At 60.6% G+C, this 17,040-nt stretch carries 13 protein-coding genes; 6 read left to right on the forward strand and 7 right to left on the reverse strand.

All coding sequences use genetic code 11. From position 1 onward, the window contains the following. The 5 genes from EPN93_15005 to EPN93_15025 form a co-directional block, all read right to left on the reverse strand. Window positions 1-780 (reverse strand): 3-ketoacyl-ACP reductase, encoded by a 780-nt coding sequence (locus tag EPN93_15005; protein TAL32972.1) that lies wholly within the window; start codon window positions 778-780, stop codon window positions 1-3. After that, on the reverse strand, window positions 761-1,792 hold the full coding sequence (locus tag EPN93_15010; GenBank protein TAL32973.1) for a LacI family transcriptional regulator: 1,032 nt from the start codon (window positions 1,790-1,792) through the stop codon (window positions 761-763). Before EPN93_15010 ends, EPN93_15005 begins: the two co-directional genes overlap by 20 nt. After that, the gene (locus EPN93_15015) at window positions 1,779-2,891 is read right to left on the reverse strand and encodes a hypothetical protein (protein ID TAL32974.1); all 1,113 of its coding nucleotides are present in this window, start codon (window positions 2,889-2,891) and stop codon (window positions 1,779-1,781) included. The genes EPN93_15010 and EPN93_15015 overlap by 14 nt, the downstream gene beginning before the upstream one ends. Before the next feature lie 188 nt (window positions 2,892-3,079). Then, a complete protein-coding gene (locus EPN93_15020; GenBank protein TAL32975.1) occupies window positions 3,080-4,291 on the reverse strand; it encodes a DUF2804 domain-containing protein in 1,212 nt (403 codons plus the stop codon). Between the two features lie 25 nt (window positions 4,292-4,316). Then, entirely contained in the window at window positions 4,317-6,215 is a 1,899-nt protein-coding gene (locus EPN93_15025) for a hypothetical protein (protein TAL32976.1), read from the reverse strand. Between the two features lie 299 nt (window positions 6,216-6,514). Here EPN93_15025 and EPN93_15030 point away from each other — a divergent pair, with 299 nt between their 5' ends. The 6 genes from EPN93_15030 (at window position 6,515) to EPN93_15055 (ending at window position 15,145) form a co-directional block, all read left to right on the forward strand. Continuing rightward, window positions 6,515-9,286 (forward strand): response regulator, encoded by a 2,772-nt coding sequence (locus EPN93_15030; GenBank protein TAL32977.1) that lies wholly within the window; start codon window positions 6,515-6,517, stop codon window positions 9,284-9,286. A gap of 110 nt (window positions 9,287-9,396) precedes the next feature. Further along, window positions 9,397-10,656 (forward strand): ATP-grasp domain-containing protein, encoded by a 1,260-nt coding sequence (locus tag EPN93_15035; GenBank protein TAL32978.1) that lies wholly within the window; start codon window positions 9,397-9,399, stop codon window positions 10,654-10,656. Next, window positions 10,653-11,297 (forward strand): class I SAM-dependent methyltransferase, encoded by a 645-nt coding sequence (locus EPN93_15040; protein ID TAL32979.1) that lies wholly within the window; start codon window positions 10,653-10,655, stop codon window positions 11,295-11,297. Before EPN93_15035 ends, EPN93_15040 begins: the two co-directional genes overlap by 4 nt. After that, window positions 11,294-12,193, forward strand: coding sequence for a class I SAM-dependent methyltransferase (locus EPN93_15045; protein TAL32980.1), 900 nt, complete (start codon window positions 11,294-11,296; stop codon window positions 12,191-12,193). Before EPN93_15040 ends, EPN93_15045 begins: the two co-directional genes overlap by 4 nt. 138 nt (window positions 12,194-12,331) lie before the next feature. Beyond that, window positions 12,332-13,699: a hypothetical protein gene (locus tag EPN93_15050; protein ID TAL32981.1), complete on the forward strand. Its 1,368-nt coding sequence runs from the start codon at window positions 12,332-12,334 to the stop codon at window positions 13,697-13,699. A gap of 138 nt (window positions 13,700-13,837) precedes the next feature. Next, the gene (locus tag EPN93_15055) at window positions 13,838-15,145 is read left to right on the forward strand and encodes a hypothetical protein (GenBank protein TAL32982.1); all 1,308 of its coding nucleotides are present in this window, start codon (window positions 13,838-13,840) and stop codon (window positions 15,143-15,145) included. A 52-nt stretch (window positions 15,146-15,197) separates the two neighbouring features. Here the strand turns inward: EPN93_15055 and EPN93_15060 are convergent, their stop codons facing one another. Further along, window positions 15,198-16,025 (reverse strand): hypothetical protein, encoded by an 828-nt coding sequence (locus EPN93_15060; protein ID TAL32983.1) that lies wholly within the window; start codon window positions 16,023-16,025, stop codon window positions 15,198-15,200. Continuing rightward, a complete protein-coding gene (locus EPN93_15065; GenBank protein ID TAL32984.1) occupies window positions 16,018-16,692 on the reverse strand; it encodes a hypothetical protein in 675 nt (224 codons plus the stop codon). Before EPN93_15065 ends, EPN93_15060 begins: the two co-directional genes overlap by 8 nt. Window positions 16,693-17,040: the final 348 nt, after the last annotated feature.

A 17,040-nucleotide genomic window follows, 5' to 3' on the forward strand; every position in this document is an offset into this window, starting at 1 on the left:
TTATAATCTCCGTATGTGAAAGCCGCCGTCGATATCGAGCACCGCGCCCGTCGCGTACGGGTAATATCCCTTCACGATCCCGAGCGCCGCCTTCGCGACGTCGCCGGGCTCCCCAATCCGCGCGACGGGGAGCAGTCCCCCGCGAATCAGCTCGTCGTATTTTTCAATGACGCCCTCCGTCATGGGGGTGCGGATTATCCCCGGTCGAATCTCGAATACCCCGATATTCATCGATGCGAGGCGCGCGGCGAAGAGCCCCGTCATCATGGACATTCCCGCCTTCGAGATACAGTAGTCGGCCCGCTCGGTGGAAACCGCGTAGGCGGATATCGAAGAGATATTGATGATGAAGGCGCCGTCCGCGCACGCGGAAAGGAGCGGCACGAGCCTCGTCGTCAGCATGAACGGGGCCACGAGGTTCACCGAAAGGATTTCCTGCAACGCCTCTTCCGTGAGGAGCAGCATGTCCTTGCGTTCCCGCGCGCCCATCCCGGCGTTGTTTACCAGGACCCTGAGCGCGCCCGGACCCCTCCCGGCCTCCTTCGCGATCGCCTCACGCGTCGCGGGGAGGGCGATATCTCCTTGCACATAACGGCACGCGCCGGCGCGTCCCGCCGCGCGCTCGATCTCCGCGATCGCCTTTTCCGCGTTGGCCCGCGTCCTTCTTCCATTGATGACGACCGAGTACCCCTCGCCCGCGAGCGCAACCGCGATCGCGAGCCCAATGCCCGACGTCCCGCCGGTGACGACGGCCGTGAAATTATTTTTTTCCGCGGACATCGCCCGCCCCCGATGTTTTTTTCGGCACCGTTTCTCCCTCGATGAACACGCCGTCCACCTCCAGGCGCAGCCGCCTCGTTTCCTTCCGGTAGATGTTGTCCAGTATCCAGCGCGCCGCGAAAAATCCCATCTCGTAGGTCGAGAGGCTGATCGTGGTGAGGCTGGGCTTGAAGACCCTGCGCAGGGGCGAATCGTCGAAGCCCGTGACCGCGATCCCGCCCGGCACCTGGATCCCAAGCTTCCTGAATTCGCCGATAAGCCTGATCGCGAAATTATCGTTGAAGCACATCACGGCGTCGCACTCACGCTCGACGAAGAACTGCGCGACCGCCGGGCTTACCTCGTCTATGGACGCGAGGCCCAGTTGCGTGATGCCCTCGAACGACTGCGTGTGTTCGGCCACCGCGACGCAATAGCCGCGGAACCGGTCGCGGTTAACGGGGATCGTTTCGCAGCCCAGGTAGCCGATGCTCCGGCAGCCGCTGTCGTACAGGTGCGTCCCCAGGGTGAGCATGCCGTGGAAATGGTTGCAGGAGATGTAATTTTCATCGGGGAACGTGCGGTTCAGAAACACGTAGGGGACGCCGCGCGCCCGGAGGACCCCTTTTGCCGCTGCGCTGATATCGCCGAAGGCGCAGATGACGCCGTCGACTTTCAACGAATCGCCGCCCATCGCCTCCTCCATCGCCGAGTACGTGGTGATCTCGATGCGCTTCTTCACCGCGTCGAACGCGTCCCCGATCGCGTTGATGAGCTCGCCCACTTCGTAGAAGGGGTTATGCGCGACCTCGACGCCGTCCGGAACGACTATGAGCAGCTCGATGAGGCTTCGCGTGACCGGCTTCCTGCGCCGCTGGAGAGTGAACCGATTCCTGTGCGCGCAGGCGAGCACCCTGTCGCGCGTATCCCGCGAGATGCCCTGTTCGTTGTTCAATACGCGCGAGACGGTGCTCGCGGACACCTTGCATTCCCGCGCGATATCGTCCAGCGTCGAAACCTCATTTTTTTTCATAGAACGAGCAGTACACCTCCTGCTGGTTTTTCAGCAGGGTCGAACACCCGCCGCACAGGGTGCAGAAGCGTATCGAATCGGGCGCATCAAGGGCCTTCGCCGGGAAGCGCGGATCGGCAAGGGTCTGCCTGCCGAACCCCGCGAAATCCGCGTATCCCTTCCGGATATTTTCCCCGGCCCAGTCCAGCGAGCGCTCCCCGCCCGCCGAATAGGCCGATCCGACGACGGCGACCCCGGGAAACCGGTCCCTGATAAGTTTCGCATAACGGAAATGGTAATACAGGAAGAACGAATTTGCCTTGACCGGGCGGGTGATGTGCGGGGTCACCGCGGGTATCCCCGCGGACACGTTGATGAACGAGGCCCCGGCCTTCACCATGAGGGAAATGATCCCCGTCATGTCGTCCAGGTCCTCAACCACCTCATCCGCCGCGGCCGTTCCGCATCCCCCACGTATCCCCTCGTATAGTGAGACGCGGCTGCCCGCGATAAAGCCGGGCATTTCCCCGGACACGCCGCCGATCACGTTCGTGATCAACCGGGCCCTGTTTTCCCTGGTCCCCCCGTAAGTGTCGTCCCTGTCGTTGGACGGGCGCAGAAACTCGCCCAGGAGGTAGCCGTGGCAGGCCTTGATGTCGACGCCGTCGGCCCCGGCCTCGCGGGCGAGACGCGCCGCGTCGATGAATTCTTCCTCGATCCGGCGGAGGTCCGCCTCGCCGAGTACGGGTATGCCGTCATCCTCCGCCCCGAAGGCCTTCACGCGGCGGGAGAATGCCCCGCTCTGCCTCCCGGAATGGGAGAGCTGGAAGATCAATAGCGCCGATTCGCTTTTCGCGCGAAACGCCTCCACGAGTCGCTTGAAGCCGTCCAGGTTTTTCCGGTCGAGCACCAGGCCCCGGCTTCGCGCGAGGGATTCGCCCGTCACGGAAATCGCCTCGACCGAGACCGCTCCCCATCCCCCGTCGGCAAGTGCCGCGTAGCGCTCGACGACGCGCGGCGTCACCCCGCCGCGCGCGTCCGCGCTGTTGATCTCCATGGACTGCGCCCATATCCTGTTGGGGACCCGTTTCGATTGAAGCTGGTAAGGTTCGAAGAGCATGCATTCACCTGTCAGGCTATATATGTTATTGCATGCAATAATTGCAAGAAAAAAATATTATGATAATTCCCGGGCAAAACGCACCGTACCTGTGGAATCGGCGGTAACGCGTGTAGAGACGCGATTAATCGCGTCTCTACACGCGTTACCGCCGGCGCATCCCCACAATTCCGATCAGGCGCCGCCCTTCACCACACCTGGTACATCTGTTCCGCGAAACCCGGCATTTTTTCGATCGCGATTTTCGTCCCGTCATCGAGCACGAGAAAGCCCGTGTAATGACCGAAAACCTTGTTGAGGTAGGCCTTAGTTGAAAGCAGGTGCATGATCTCCCCGATCGAGAAATTGCTCCAGAGTTGCGAGAGAAAACCGAGCATCTCGCCCAGCTTCAGATCGGAATGCAGGAGAAATTCCGGCGTGAACTTCATTTCGAGGCGCCCGTCGTTAGCGGTGAAACTCCAGGGCGCCCTGTAGTTCGCGACGTCGTAGTTCCAGCGCACCTTGTCCAGCTTGTGCACTCTCCCTCGGTAGACGATGCCGTTCTCGGTCGCGGGCGCTTTTTCGCCAAACCCGTACCCCAGGTTAACGCTCATGAGCTCGCCGTTCACGTAGCACGCGCCCGCGGCCCAGAGCCATCGGTTGTCGCGCGGCCAGGCTCCCCGGCCCCAGTCCAGGACCGCGAAGCTTTTCCCGGCGGGGAAATCGTACACCTTCCCGCCGTACGCCAGGCTTCCTTTTACGGAGAGCGAGGGCATCTTGTATTCATAAAAGAAAAGCGCGGGGTCGTTGAAAGGCGTCACGATCGCCAGCGCCTCCGGCGACGCCTCTTTCAGAAGAAGCTCGCAGGTTACATCCCGATCCGGATCCGCGTTATCGAAGCGGAACGCCAGGCGGCGCGTCCCCGCCTTCTTCTCGAAATCCACGAAACTCTTTCCCTTTTTAAAATGCAGGTCCCGCGACGCGTCCGCGGGGAACACGATCTCCCCCGGGCGGACTATGTCTATCAGTGAAACGATCACCTTCCCGCTTTTCAAATCGAGAAGCTCCATGCTCCCGAAACCGAGCGTCCCGATGTCGGACACCGTGACCGCGCCGGCATAGTCGTCGGTATAGAAGGTATAGTGCTCCCATATCTTGACCCGCTCCGCCTCCGCGGCAACGCGCGTGCGGTCGAACGCGAACAGGGGCCTGCGCGACCAGCCGGCCGCGGCGAGCGCACCCTTCGCGTCCAGGAGCGGTACCGCGGCCGTATATTCCCTCTGGATCATACGCTCCGTTCCCGGGGGATCGATGGGCGCGATCTTCTTTCCGTGCTGATCCGTGAGCATGCCCGCGTCCCCGGAACATGATAGCATGAACGCGGACACAAGACCGCATAGCGTCATGCGCATGATTTTCATATGGCCTCCTGCAATTATTTACGGCTCACACCTTGAAGAAATCCACCGACTCCTTGAGGTTCGCCGCCATCTGCGCGACCTGGGTGGAGGAGCCCGCGATCTGTTCGGCGCCGGCGGCGTAGGAGTTCGTGATATCGTAGATGCTCGTCATGGATTGCGTGATCTCGTAGACGGCGATCTTCTGTTCGCCCGTGGACAGCTTTATGTTCTCGGATTTCAAACGGAGGTTCGACACCTTCTCCTGCACCGCGGAGTTGGTGTCGATCTGCGAATCCATGGTGAGATTTATCTGCTCCATGCCGTTTTCGATCCTGTTTACGCCCTCGATTATCTTTCCCAGGCTTGCGGTCGTTTCAAGCATCTCTTTTAGCCCGCCGGAAATCTCGCCCTTGTTCATCGTAATGAGCGAGGTGATCTCCCCGATGCTCTGCGCCGTCTGGTCCGCGAGCTTGGATATCTGCTCCGCGACCACGGCGAAGCCCCGTCCCGCGTCACCCGCGCGCGCCGCCTCGATGGACGCGTTGAGCGAAAGAAGGTTTATGCGGTCCGATATGTCATTGATGATATTGACGATGCTCATCATGTCGTCGGAGCTCTTCACCACCTTTTGCATGGTCGCGTTCATCTTCATCAGTGACTGTTCCCCGGACTTGACGTCCCCGGCGATCGCCTGGGTGACCTTGAAGGTTTCGTTCACCGAATGGCCCATTCCCGTTATGTGCTGCGAGAGCGATTGCATTTTATCGATGAGGTCGATGAGGCTCGTGAAGAGATCCTCGGTATTGGACGCCACGTTCCCTATGCTCGCCGACATCTCCTCCATGGACGCGGTTATTTCCTCCACGTTCGCCGCCTCCCTCTGGGCGCTTTCCGAAAAGGTGCCCGATGCGCCCGACATCTCCTCGGACGAGGCGGCGAGCTCGCCCGAAAGCGCCATGATGCGGCTCACGATCTCCCTGATCCTGTCGGTGAGAATCCTGGTGGAGGATCCCAGCATCCCTATTTCGTTGCCCCCCGGGTAGTAGTAAGGCTCGCCCGTGAAATCCCCCTTCGCGCGGATGACGATATCCTTCCGGTAATGGATGAGCGGCTCCAGCCTGTCCTTCATGCTCTTATAGAGAATGAGCGCCCCCACGCCCAGCCAGAAGACGCCCATGCCCGTGAGCCAGAGCGCAAGCTCCACCGAATGCTCCGTGATCTCCGCCCCCACCGCGGCGATATCCCTGCCCGCGGCTTCGCGCGCCACGTGCTCGAGCAGGCGGTGCGCCACGGAGATTGCCGTAGCCGTGAGAATAAGCGTAATGATAAAACACACCAGGACGGACGCGAAGGCGAGCTGCCCGGTTATTGACCCCAGGAATGACCTGGTCCTGTCGGAGACCACGGTCTCGAGACCACGGAAAATATCCTGTCCCGAAAAGCGCTTCACCTGTCCCTTGGTGACGAAATTGTACTCGATAACCGAGTACGTCATGACCGCGGCGGCCGCGATCCAGAGGTTCAGCAACTGGTCGAAACTGATTCCCGAAATCAGGTTGACGCTCACGCTCACGGCGAGGAAGCCGGCAAGCCACCGTGCGGTAATGCAGATCGCCGCGAGCACGTTGAAGCTCGAAAAACGCTCCCTGACCCTGATTTTCAGTATATCCTCGATGACCTCCCCACGGTCATACTTCCCGCAATAGGAGGCAAAGGGTGCAAAGAGGTAGCGGTACCACAGGGCGTTGAGCGCCGCGAAGACGGCCGTGATCGCGCCCACCGTGTAGATGAACGCCCGGACCTGTTCCGGAGAGAGCGTGACGCTCGACAGGTAGGCCGCCACCACGAGGGGAATGATCACGAAATAGCTGATCCCGTCCGTGGCGAGGATGTTCCGGAGCATGAACGACTTGAATGACGCGCGTGCGCTGTTACCCTTGACCATTACAATACCTCCCTGTTCCCAGCGTGCGGTGCGCGGTGAAGGGGAAGCGAGCCCATGGCGCGGAGGAAAGCGGCCACGACTGCGTATCCATGTACGCGCACCGATATTATCCGCGCCGGGCTTTCGTGCCCGGCATTCTCGCCGCTGAATCTTTATATGATGGGAAATTTATGACTAATAGTAACCTATCATAATCGGGAGGTAATGTCAACAATGGAACCGGTCTATCATTCGGGCATGGCCTGCACGGGGATCGCGAGCCGTAATGAGGGGGCGGCCGGGTACGGAAATTTGTAGTCATGAAAACATTAATTGGAATGCAGGGCCGGCCGGTGATACGATTTTTTCGTTGGTGTCTGCAACTGCCGAGGGTGCAAGATTTGCCGATTATGCCGGGCTCCCCATTGCGAGGCCGGTTCGAGGCCGCGATTGACGTGAGACACCCCGGCGATGGGCGTGCGATGACAGGGGACATGGGCCTGCTACACGGGAAACGATATGGAGTGCCGGGGTGCAATCACGGATACTTGTCGAACGTGGCGCCTCGAAGGTTCCTGTGCAGGTGGAACCGTGCACTATTCGCGTGCTTCCTGCTTTTTTCCCTTTCCTGCCGGCTTCCCCCCTTTAGCTCAGAAGAACGAACCGCCCGAGGCGGGGTGATCGACCTTCGCGCCGAGCTTCCCGCCCTTGACCGCACCGTCCGCCTGGACGGTGAATGGGAATTTTTCTGGAAAAAATTCATCGGCCCCGGCAGGAGCCATTCGGACAACGCGCCGCGGCCGGACGCCCTCGCAATCGTCCCCTCCAACTGGAACGGGCTGGCGATTGACGGACGGGAGATCGGGGGAACCGGTTTCGCGAGTTATCGTCTGACCGTGCTCCTGCCCCCTGAATCCCGGGGGCCCCTGGCCTTCGAATTCAAGGAGATGGGGACCGCGTATACCATCTTCGTCAACGGGGAGCGGATCGGGAGCAGGGGGGATGTAGCGGATTCCGCGGAGGCGGAGCGGCCTTCCCTTCGTCCGGGAACGTACCTGTACGTTCCCGCCTCGCCCGAGCTCGAAATTATCCTGCATGTGTCGAACTTCCATTACCGCAAGGGCGGGATCTGGCACCCCATAGAGTTCGGCCCGGCGGCGCGGCTGGGTGAAACCAATACGAGGCATGTCATCGCGGAGGCCGTCCTGGCGGGCGCCCTCCTGCTCATCGGGCTCTACCACCTTATCATCAGCGCGCTGGCACGGGGCGAACGATCGCCGGTATATTTCGGTTTTATCTGTCTGAATATCGCGCTGCGCGAGCTCGTGCTGGGGCATAAGAACCTCCTGAGCCTGCTGCCCGCGCTTCCGTTCGAGGTTTATCTGCCCCTCGAATATTTCACGTTCGGCCTGACCGTGCCGCTTTTCGCCGAGTACTTCGGCGCGCTCTTTCCCCGGCGCTTTCCGCGCGCATATATTCGCGCGCTTTGGATCGTGTTCGGCGTCTTCGCGGCGGCCGTTCTCTTTACGCCTCCCGTGTTCTTCACGTGGCTGGTTTTTCCGTATTATGCCAACATCCTCGCGTTCTGCGGCTACGCGCTGTGCGCGGTCTGCCTCTCATCGCGGCGCGGAAACCCGGACGCCCGCCTGGTGTTGTGGCCCGGCCTCGCGATGATCTTCGCGGGTGTCAATGACATCGCGTACGCGAGCAAGCTCATCGACACCACGAACCTGCTCGCCCCGGGCCTCCTCGTCTTCATGCTCGCCCAGGCGCTGCTTATCGCGGGCCGCTTCTCGCGGGCCTTCAGGAAGGTCGAGGTTCTCTCCGGCGAGCTCTCATCGAAGAACACGAGCCTTGAAGCGGTGAACCGCGAGATCACCGGGCTAAAAGACGCCCTGGAGTACAAGGTGCGGGAGAGAACCCTGGACCTGGAGCTCGCGCGCGACCGCGCCGAGAGCGCGAACCGCGCAAAGAGCACCTTCCTCGCCAACGTGAGCCACGAAATCCGGACGCCGCTCAACGTGGTCCTGGGATTCAGCCAGCTCCTGGAAACGCGCACGGATTCGCTGTCGAACGAAGAGCTGGAATGGATAGGGCATATCAGGAACGCGGGGGAAAATCTGCTGGGCACCGTAAACGACATTCTTGACATCTCCAGGGTAGAGGCCGGAAAGCTCAAGCTCGAGATGGCCCCGGTCCAGGTAGGTGAGCTGCTGGCCGGGTGCGTGCAGTCGATCATGCCCCTGGCGCGCGAAAAGGGCCTTACCGTCCGCACGGAGGTGCGCGACGAAACCGCGATCATCCGGGGCGACGCCGCAAGGCTCAAACAGATATTCGCCAACCTGCTCTCGAACGCGATCAAGTTCACCGGCGACGGATTGGAGATCGGCGTCATCGCCGCGAAGACCGGCGCGGAAATCCGCATAACGGTCTGGGACCAGGGACCGGGCGTGAGGCCCCAGGACCGGGAGCGGATATTCCTGCCGTTCGAGCAGGCTTACGAGGCTAACTCGGGCAAACCCCAGGGGACCGGGCTGGGGCTGGCGATCTCGTCCAAGCTCGCCGAGCTCCACGGGGGGCGCATCACCCTGGAAAGCAGGCAGGGAGGGGGAAGCCTGTTCCACCTCGTGTTTCCGCTGGAATGCGGGGCCGGAATTCCGGCGCCGCATGCGGGCAGGGGGAAACCAGGGCCGGCACCGGGCTCCCTCCGCGGAAACGTGCTTATTATAGAAGACAACGACTCCATCCTCAAGCTCTACCATTCGATATTCGAGCGTACGGGACTCAATGTGGTGTACGCGGTGAGCGGGGAGGAAGGCGTCCTCACCGCGGCGAACCGGGACTTTCACCTCATCCTCATGGACATGCAGCTTCCGGGAATGGACGGGATCGCCGCCGCGCGCGAGATACGGAAGACCCTGGGCGACCGTACGCCGCCCATCATCGCCCTCACCGCGCACGCGATGACCGGCGACAGGGAGCACTTCATGCGCGAGGGCTTTTTCGACTACATCTCGAAGCCCTTCAAGATAGAGGACCTTATGGAAAAGCTGGCGCAGATAATGGGCCTTCGCGCAACGGACCCCGAATAATTCCCGTACCCCCCTCGCCCGCGGGACCCGATATGCCGATAGAAATATCAGACACCCGTAAAAGGTTCTTGATAAATTACGATCCCATGGTCTATTGATTCTAAGCCACCATGTCCCTATTTAAACTTCCCAGGATCCTTAAACGAACGAGGCGCGCCCCCGCCCGTCTCTTCATCTCCATTGGCATGGGGGAGAACCAACTGCCGCTCATCCGGGAGGCCCGCGCGCTTGGATTCAGGGTGATCGGCGTGGACCGCGACACCAGGGCGTTCGCGGCAACCCATTGCGATCTGAAAATCCAGGAATCCATAGAAAACTTTGCAGAGATTTTCACCCATCTCGAGGACATCTCGGTGTACGGCGACATACGCGGGGTGCTTTCGAAATCCTACGGCCCGGCGGTGCGGACCGCAAGCTATATCGCAAACATGCTCGGCTTCCCCATGTTCCCCAGCAGGCGCATGGACGATTTTATCGTCAAGAAGCGGATGAAAGAGGTTTTCCAGGCCGGGGGGATTCCCTCGCCGGAATACCTGGTGGTCGAGACGTCCGCCAGGGGGGCAGCCGGGGCCGCGCGACTCGGATTTCCCCTCGTGGTGAAACCAGTTACCGGTCATGCCAAGACCGGGGTGAGAATGGTGACCAGCCGCAGGGAGCTGCAGCGCTTCGCCGGCTCCATTCGCGGAAAGGGCGCCGGTTTCATCGCGGAGCGCTTCGTGGAAGGCGACGAGATCATCGCGCTGGGGATTATTCACGGGCGCACGTTTCATCTCGCCTCGCTCAGCGACAAGGAAACCACCCCGGCCCCGTATTTCGTCGACCTCCTGCATGTCACGCCCTCCCGGCACCATGCCCTGTGGACGGAGGTCACCGCTATCGGGCAGCGCATCGCCGAGGCCTTCGAGATCGAGTTTTCCCCCCTCGTCATCGAGATGCGCGTCGATTCCCGGCAGGGCATCCAGGTAATCGAAGCGGTGCCCGAGTTTGGCGGGGAATGCCTTCCCGACCACCTCGTACCGCTTGCCACCGGGTATAACTTCCTGGAACAGGCGGTGCGCGCGGCGACCGGCATGACCTTCACCCCGCCCCCCGCACGGGCGCCGCGCCTGGCCGTGGCCGTGAAGTACCTGACCGCCGACAAGGGCCGCCTCCTTTCCCTTGACACCCGGGCGCCGCGCGGCGTACCGGGGATCGTCTACTCCCGGTTCTTCAAGGCCCTGGGCGCGGAGGTGGGCCCCCCGGCGGACAACCACGATCGTATCGGCGTGATCGTCGCAAAGGGCCGCACGCGGGAGGCGGCGCTGGACGCCGCGGCGCTCGCCGCGCGCGCGTGTGCCGTCACCGTAGGCAGGGGGGGATCGGAAAAATGAGCTCGGAACGCGCCTGGGAGCGTCACTACACCCGCGGCAAATCGGTACTCGCCCACCCCGATGAAAATCTCGTGCGGATGCTCGCCCCCTGGCTCGCCGAAAAAGACATGTCACGCCTGGCCGCCGCGGATATCGGATGCGGAACAGGGCGCCACCTGAGGCTCTTCCTCGAGTACGGGATCCCCTCGCCCGCCGGTCTGGACACGAGCGCCAACGCGCTCGCGGTTTGCCGCGACCTGTATCATGTCCCGGTCCTGCGCGGCGACGCGCGCGCGCTCCCGTTCAAAGAGGGCTCGCTTGACCTCGCCGTGGCCTGGGGATCGCTGCATTATACCATAAAGGAAGACCTTCCCGTAATGCTCGCCCAAATCCGGCGCGCGCTCAAGGCCGGGGGGCGCCTCTTCGCCACGCTCCGCAACAGCAGGGACACCTATTTAAAAAAAGGCACCCACCGCGGCAACGACGTCTGGGTCACCGACCTCGCGGATATAGAGCACTCGGTGGTCTCGTTTTACGCCGAGGAAGAGGTTCGGTCCGCGCTCGCGCCCTTCGCGCGCTTCGCGTACGGCATGATGGAGCGCACGCTCCCCGGCGACATGAACGCGCGCATAGCGCACTGGTATTTCTGGGCGGAGCGATGAGCGCCGGGACGCCCCTCTACGACCCGCCCCTCGCGGCATGCCCCCTGTGCGGCGCGCCGGCACCGTCGCCCCTGTATCGCATCGATCGCTCTACGCCCCCCTTCTCCGTGGGCCGATGCGCCAACTGCGATTTCATCTTCATGAATCCCCGTTTCACGCGCGAGGTCATCGCCTCGTTTTACGGTCCGGGCTATTACGAAGGGAACGCCGAGTATTCCTACTACGACGAGCGCGCCGCGGAGAAATACGCGCGGTACGTGTGGGAGCGGAGAATCGGCGTCCTCAGGCGGTATGCGCCGTCGGGGAAATTCCTGGATGTGGGGTGCGCGTTCGGCGGCCTGCTCAAATGCGCCTCCCGCCATTACGCCCCCTATGGCATCGAGATGTCGGGGTATTCGGGCCGATACGCGAAAGCGCTCTTCGGGGACGCGGTCCATATCGGAACCCTCGAAGACCATCCCTTCCCACTCGGTGGCTTCTCGGTCGTCACGATGGTCGAGGTGATCGAGCACTGCCCGGACCCCGCCGCGGTTCTGCGCGAATGCCGCAGGCTCCTCGCCCCGGGCGGCGTCCTCCTCGTCCAGACCGCGAACATGGACGGGCTCCAGGCGGCAATGCAGGGGGCCGATTACGCGTATTTCATGCCCGGCCATCTTTCCTATTTTTCAAAGCGCACCCTCACGAAGGCGCTCACTGACGCGGGCTTTTCCCGGGTGATCGCCTTCCACCCGGTAGAATTCGGGCTTCTGCCCAAGCTCCTCAAATCGCGCTCCTCCTTCCGCCGCTGGACCGATTACCGTCACTGGCTGCGCATTTCCCTCTACCACCTCCTGGGAAAGGTGCATGCCGGCGATTTCGCGCTCACTAGTTCCATGGTGCTGTACGCAATCGTGTAACTTTTTGCGTTGACATTTGTCTGCAAACGATTTATTCATGCCCAACGGCATATTGAGCTCCCGGCGGGGAGGGGTTTATACGCGCAGTATTCGCACCTTGATCAGCTTCAATAACTTACATTAAAGGAGCGGCACCGTATGAAGAAATTATTATGCATTCTCGCGGCCTTCGCGCTCATATTTTCGCTTGCCTCGACGCTCGCGGCACAGGAAAAAGAGCCCGCAAAGGACTCAAAGGTTGAAAAAACGGCTGATCTCGCCGATGAGGGAGAACAGAAGCTCTCGCCCGAAAAGCTCGAAAAAAAGAAAGAGGGATGGTATCCTACCGGCCTGCCGCTGGTGAACTTTTCCAGCGACGACGGCTTCGGGTACGGCCTGCGCGGTTATATCTATTACAACGGCGAGCGCGGGGATCGCTATTTCGACTCCGCACCGTATTTCCTCCAGCTCTACGCGCAGTTTTTCCAGACGACGAACGGCTACCAGTACCATGAGCTCAACGCGGACATGCCCTATTTCATGGGAACCAAGTTCCGCATTAAGAGCGCGTTCGTGTACGAAAAGAACCTGAACGCGAACTTCTTCGGCCTGGGCGCGAAAAACGCGAACAAGCCTCTTACCGACTTTAACGGTGTTGAGTACGACAAGTACGAGGACTACCAGAAATTCATCGACGACAATGAAGACCAGACCAAATGGTACAAGTACACGCTGACGAAGCCCAAATACTACTTCTACCTGTTCCGCAACCTCCCGCAGCATTTCAAGGTTATGGCGGGCGCGGAATTCAAAAAAGTCAACGTAGACCCGTGGGGCGGTCGCAAGTTCGACGGAACGACCATGGCCACGACCTACCTGGAAACCCTGGGCGAGGATGCGGTCCCCGGCTACAACGGCGGATGGACGAATTACGCGCGCCTGGGCTTCGCCTGGGACACCCGCGATTATGAGCCCGACCCCAACAAGGGATTTTACCTGGACTACTGCTTCGAGGCGGCGACGAACTACCTGGGGTCCGATTATGACTTCCAGAAGAACACGGCCGGCGCCCGCGCCTACTTCAACCCGTTCAAGCCGATCGTGCTGGCCTTCAGGGCGGCATATACCACCGCGTCGAACGACATTCCTTTCTATGAAATGAACCAGTTCGGCTTCGCACTCTCGCGCCAGAACGGCCTGGGCGGCAACAGGACCCTGCGCGGCTACAAGGCCGATCGCTTCGTCGGCAAAACCATGACCCTCGCGAACGCCGAAATCCGCGGGCAGTTCTACGAGGTCTCCGGAGCAGGCCAGCGCTTCGCCTTCAAGCTTGTCGGCTTCTTCGACTCAGGGAACGTGTACGACGCATCGGGTGACCCGTTCTCCGATCCGCGCTGGGGCGATTACAAGAACTCTTACGGCGGCGGACTCGTCATAGCCTGGAACCTCGCCACGATCGTCCATGTATATTATGGCATCAGCAAGGAAGACACGGGCCTGTTCATCAACTTCGAGCATAACTTCTAGCAGAAGCCTCATTCAGGAAAGAAGGCGCGAATTCAAGTTCGCGCCTTCTTTTTGCATTGACAAACGAGCGGACGCTCAGTAGGGTTTTCCGGATATTCAGGTTGGAAATCATATAAACCCAAGGGGGTGTATCGGCCCATGAAAAGATGGCATGTTTACCTGCTTCCCGTAATTTTTATTCTCATAGCCACCCTTCCCGCAATCGCCGCCGAAGACACAAAGATGGACAAGGAGACGCTCGAGAACAAGATCGAGGGGTGGTACCCCACCGGCCTTCCGCTTATCAACTATTCAAGCGACGAAGGATTCGGGTACGGCCTCCGCGGCTATATCTATTACGATGGCAACAAGGATGACCCGTACTACGACGTGGCCCCCTACTTCCTGCAAATGTATGCCCAGTTCTTCCAGACCACGAACGGGGTCCAGTATCACGAGCTGAACGTGGACATGCCCTATTTCATGGGCACGAAATTCCGTATCATGACCGCGCTCGTGTACGAAAAAAATCTGAACGCGAACTATTTCGGCCTGGGCGCGAAGAACGCGACGCGCCCGCTCACCGACAACACGGGCGACACCCATTCGACGTACTCCGGGTTCCTGGATTACACCGAGGAGAACGAAGGCTACGCGAAATGGTACAACTACACCATCACGAAGCCAAAGTACTTCTTTTCCCTCTTCCGCAAGCTGCCCGCGAATTTCCAGGTGATGGCCGGGGTCGAATTCAAGAAGGTGACGATCGAAACATGGGACGGTGACAAGTTCGACGGGGACAACCAGGTTGAGACACTACTCTACCGGGACCGGAACATCGTCCCCGGGTACAAGGGCGGATGGACCAACTACGCCCGCTTCGGCGCGGGCTACGACACGCGCGATTACGAGCCCGATCCCAACCGGGGCGTGTACGTCGATTACTGCATCGAGGTATCGACGCCGGCCCTGGGATCCGAGTACAGCTTCTATAAGAATACCTTCGGCGCCCGCACGTATCTGAACCCGGTGAAGCCGCTCGTGTTCGCCTTCAGGGTCGGCTACACCACCGCGGCGGAGGACATCCCCTTCTACGAGCAGAACTGGTTCGGCTTCCCCCTCTCGCGTAAAAACGGGCTGGGCGGAAACTGGACACTGCGCGGCTACAAGGCCGACCGCTTTGTAGGACGCACCATGACGCTCGCGAACGTAGAGGCGCGCTGGCGCTTCGCGGGGGTATCGGGTGCCGGGCAGAAATTCGATTTCAAGCTCGTGGGCTTCGCCGATACCGGCTGCGTCTATGACGAGGCTGCCGACCCCGTCACCAAGCCGCGGTTCGCCGACTACCACCATTCCTTTGGCGGCGGACTGGTCATCGCGTGGAACCAGGCGACTATCATCCACTTCTACGCCGGTTTCAGCAAGGAGGACATGGGCATATTCATCAACTTCGAGCACGTGATCTGATCGACTTCGCGGGATACCGGCCGCCGATACCGGTATCCCGGCCGTATACTGCCTAAAGCTCGATCATTGATGTTACGATGAACCCGATAACGCTCGCCCTGTAGGTCACGCGGTATTTCGTTCCCGGGACCTCGCGGCGCGCGTCATCCGATGTGCCCCACACGACCTCCCTGCGCGCCCCGTATACGCCGATCTTGATTATTTCGCTCGCGTGGTACATGATCCCCAGGTACATCCATTTCTCATATATCGCCGACACGCCGTAGTTCAGGGGGTAGTAAAGCTCGTACTGCGCGTACACGTTGAGGATCGGCTGTTGGCGCCGCATGACCACGTACATGATGCCCGGCCTGACGGTGATCGTCTGCTGGCCGAAATACGAATTGCAAAGATAGCGGGCCTTGATCTCCGCTACCCAGTTCTCGCCGGGCAGAAACGCCAGTTGGACGCGCGGCGTCGCGTCAAGGATGAGGAGATGCTCGTTCCTGGACGTGGTATCGCGCCATTCCCAGCCGGGATGCGTGGCAACCCAGTCGTCGTCGTGCCGTGCCCCCTGCTGCAGGCGGTAGAACGCGCCCGCCTGTAAGTTTCGGAACACGCGGTAGTACGGCCCCGCGGTGAGCGCCCGATACCCGAAATCCGAGCGCTCCCCCTCGTAGCGCCCGCGCGCCTCGGTGAAAAACGACCACCCGTCCCCATTCAGGAATACGCGCAGGTTACCCTCATAATCGAGATCGTTTTCGGACGGGACCGGTATGTGGTCGGCCGCCGCGGGCGCCCCCAGGAACAGGATGCACAGAACGCACCTTCCCGCCGCCGGTGCGATCACGCGCACCGCACCCGCGATCCCGCCGAATGCCCGCAGCGCGAACCTAATCATAGTTGTGGTCCGTCAGATCGCCGTATGCCTTGAGGATATTGGTTGCGTCCTTCACGGTCCCGGCGGCAGGGTTCATGTTCCAGTTGAGCTCTTTCGTCCATTTATATTCCTTGGGAGGGGTAATGCCGCCCTTCCCCGTGATGAAAATCCCCTTCCCCTTGGTGACCAACTCCTTTCCCGTCCCTGCGGCGCTCGTCACCTCCACGGATCCCTCGTTCACGCAGAGCCAGATATCGCTCGTGTTCTTCGCGGTCTTTCCGTAGGCGGTAAAAAACTCCGTGCCCCGCACCGACGCAACCACGGTCTGGGCCCTTAGCCTGAAGCCCTCCCCGGCAGTCTTTTTTATTATGCGGCTGAATACGCTCCCGGCCGTAAGCTCGAGCTCGGTGTTCGCGCCGGCTCCGGACCGATCGATCCTGAGCACGGTGTTCTCGCTCAGCTTGAGCATACTGCCGTCATTGAGCGCGAGAATCGCGAGGGATCCCGCCCCGGTCCTGATCGAGTCACCCTCCTGCAGGGGCGTCCCCGTCGCGACACCGGTCCATGTTCCGCCGCGTTCGACATCGACGCTTCCGATCATGAACGTCACCTCCGCCGCCGCTGCGGGCAAGGCCGCCGTGAGCAGTCCCGCGATGAGCAGTGCGCATGACGATAATGCATTCTTCATGGTTGGTATTCCTCCTTGAACGGGGCCTGCTTACTGGAAGTGCGTGATTGCGCGCATCGAGGACGCGTCCCCGGGAAAGCTTCATCAATTCCTGCCCCGAAAACGCATCCTGCCGGCCACGTGCTCCCAATATAATTAAATCCGTCTGACTAGAAAACACATGTCCTGAAAAATTGAGGAATAGAATCAATTCCAACGGGTGCCCAGGCAAGCCAATCCCTGTCCATCCTGCCAATCCCTGTTATAATGCCTTCGAGAAATTAACAGGGATTTGCAGGATATTCAGGATTGGTATAATCACCGGACAGGCTAATCCCTGTCCATCCTGACCATCCCTGTTAATGAATC

It is taken from the genome of Spirochaetota bacterium, from assembly GCA_004297825.1.
Lineage (GTDB): Bacteria > Spirochaetota > UBA4802 > UBA4802 > UBA5368 > FW300-bin19.

Excerpts from the sequence above, each read along its gene's own strand:
- EPN93_15005 (TAL32972.1), bottom strand. The coding sequence starts at position 780 with ATGTCCGCGGAAAAAAATAATTTCACGGCCGTCGTCACCGGCGGGACG.
- EPN93_15010 (TAL32973.1), bottom strand. The coding sequence starts at position 1,792 with ATGAAAAAAAATGAGGTTTCGACGCTGGACGATATCGCGCGGGAATGC.
- EPN93_15015 (TAL32974.1), bottom strand. The coding sequence starts at position 2,891 with ATGCTCTTCGAACCTTACCAGCTTCAATCGAAACGGGTCCCCAACAGG.
- EPN93_15020 (TAL32975.1), bottom strand. The coding sequence starts at position 4,291 with ATGAAAATCATGCGCATGACGCTATGCGGTCTTGTGTCCGCGTTCATG.
- EPN93_15025 (TAL32976.1), bottom strand. The coding sequence starts at position 6,215 with ATGGTCAAGGGTAACAGCGCACGCGCGTCATTCAAGTCGTTCATGCTC.
- EPN93_15030 (TAL32977.1), top strand. The coding sequence starts at position 6,515 with ATGAAAACATTAATTGGAATGCAGGGCCGGCCGGTGATACGATTTTTT.
- EPN93_15035 (TAL32978.1), top strand. The coding sequence starts at position 9,397 with ATGTCCCTATTTAAACTTCCCAGGATCCTTAAACGAACGAGGCGCGCC.
- EPN93_15040 (TAL32979.1), top strand. The coding sequence starts at position 10,653 with ATGAGCTCGGAACGCGCCTGGGAGCGTCACTACACCCGCGGCAAATCG.
- EPN93_15045 (TAL32980.1), top strand. The coding sequence starts at position 11,294 with ATGAGCGCCGGGACGCCCCTCTACGACCCGCCCCTCGCGGCATGCCCC.
- EPN93_15050 (TAL32981.1), top strand. The coding sequence starts at position 12,332 with ATGAAGAAATTATTATGCATTCTCGCGGCCTTCGCGCTCATATTTTCG.
- EPN93_15055 (TAL32982.1), top strand. The coding sequence starts at position 13,838 with ATGAAAAGATGGCATGTTTACCTGCTTCCCGTAATTTTTATTCTCATA.
- EPN93_15060 (TAL32983.1), bottom strand. The coding sequence starts at position 16,025 with ATGATTAGGTTCGCGCTGCGGGCATTCGGCGGGATCGCGGGTGCGGTG.
- EPN93_15065 (TAL32984.1), bottom strand. The coding sequence starts at position 16,692 with ATGAAGAATGCATTATCGTCATGCGCACTGCTCATCGCGGGACTGCTC.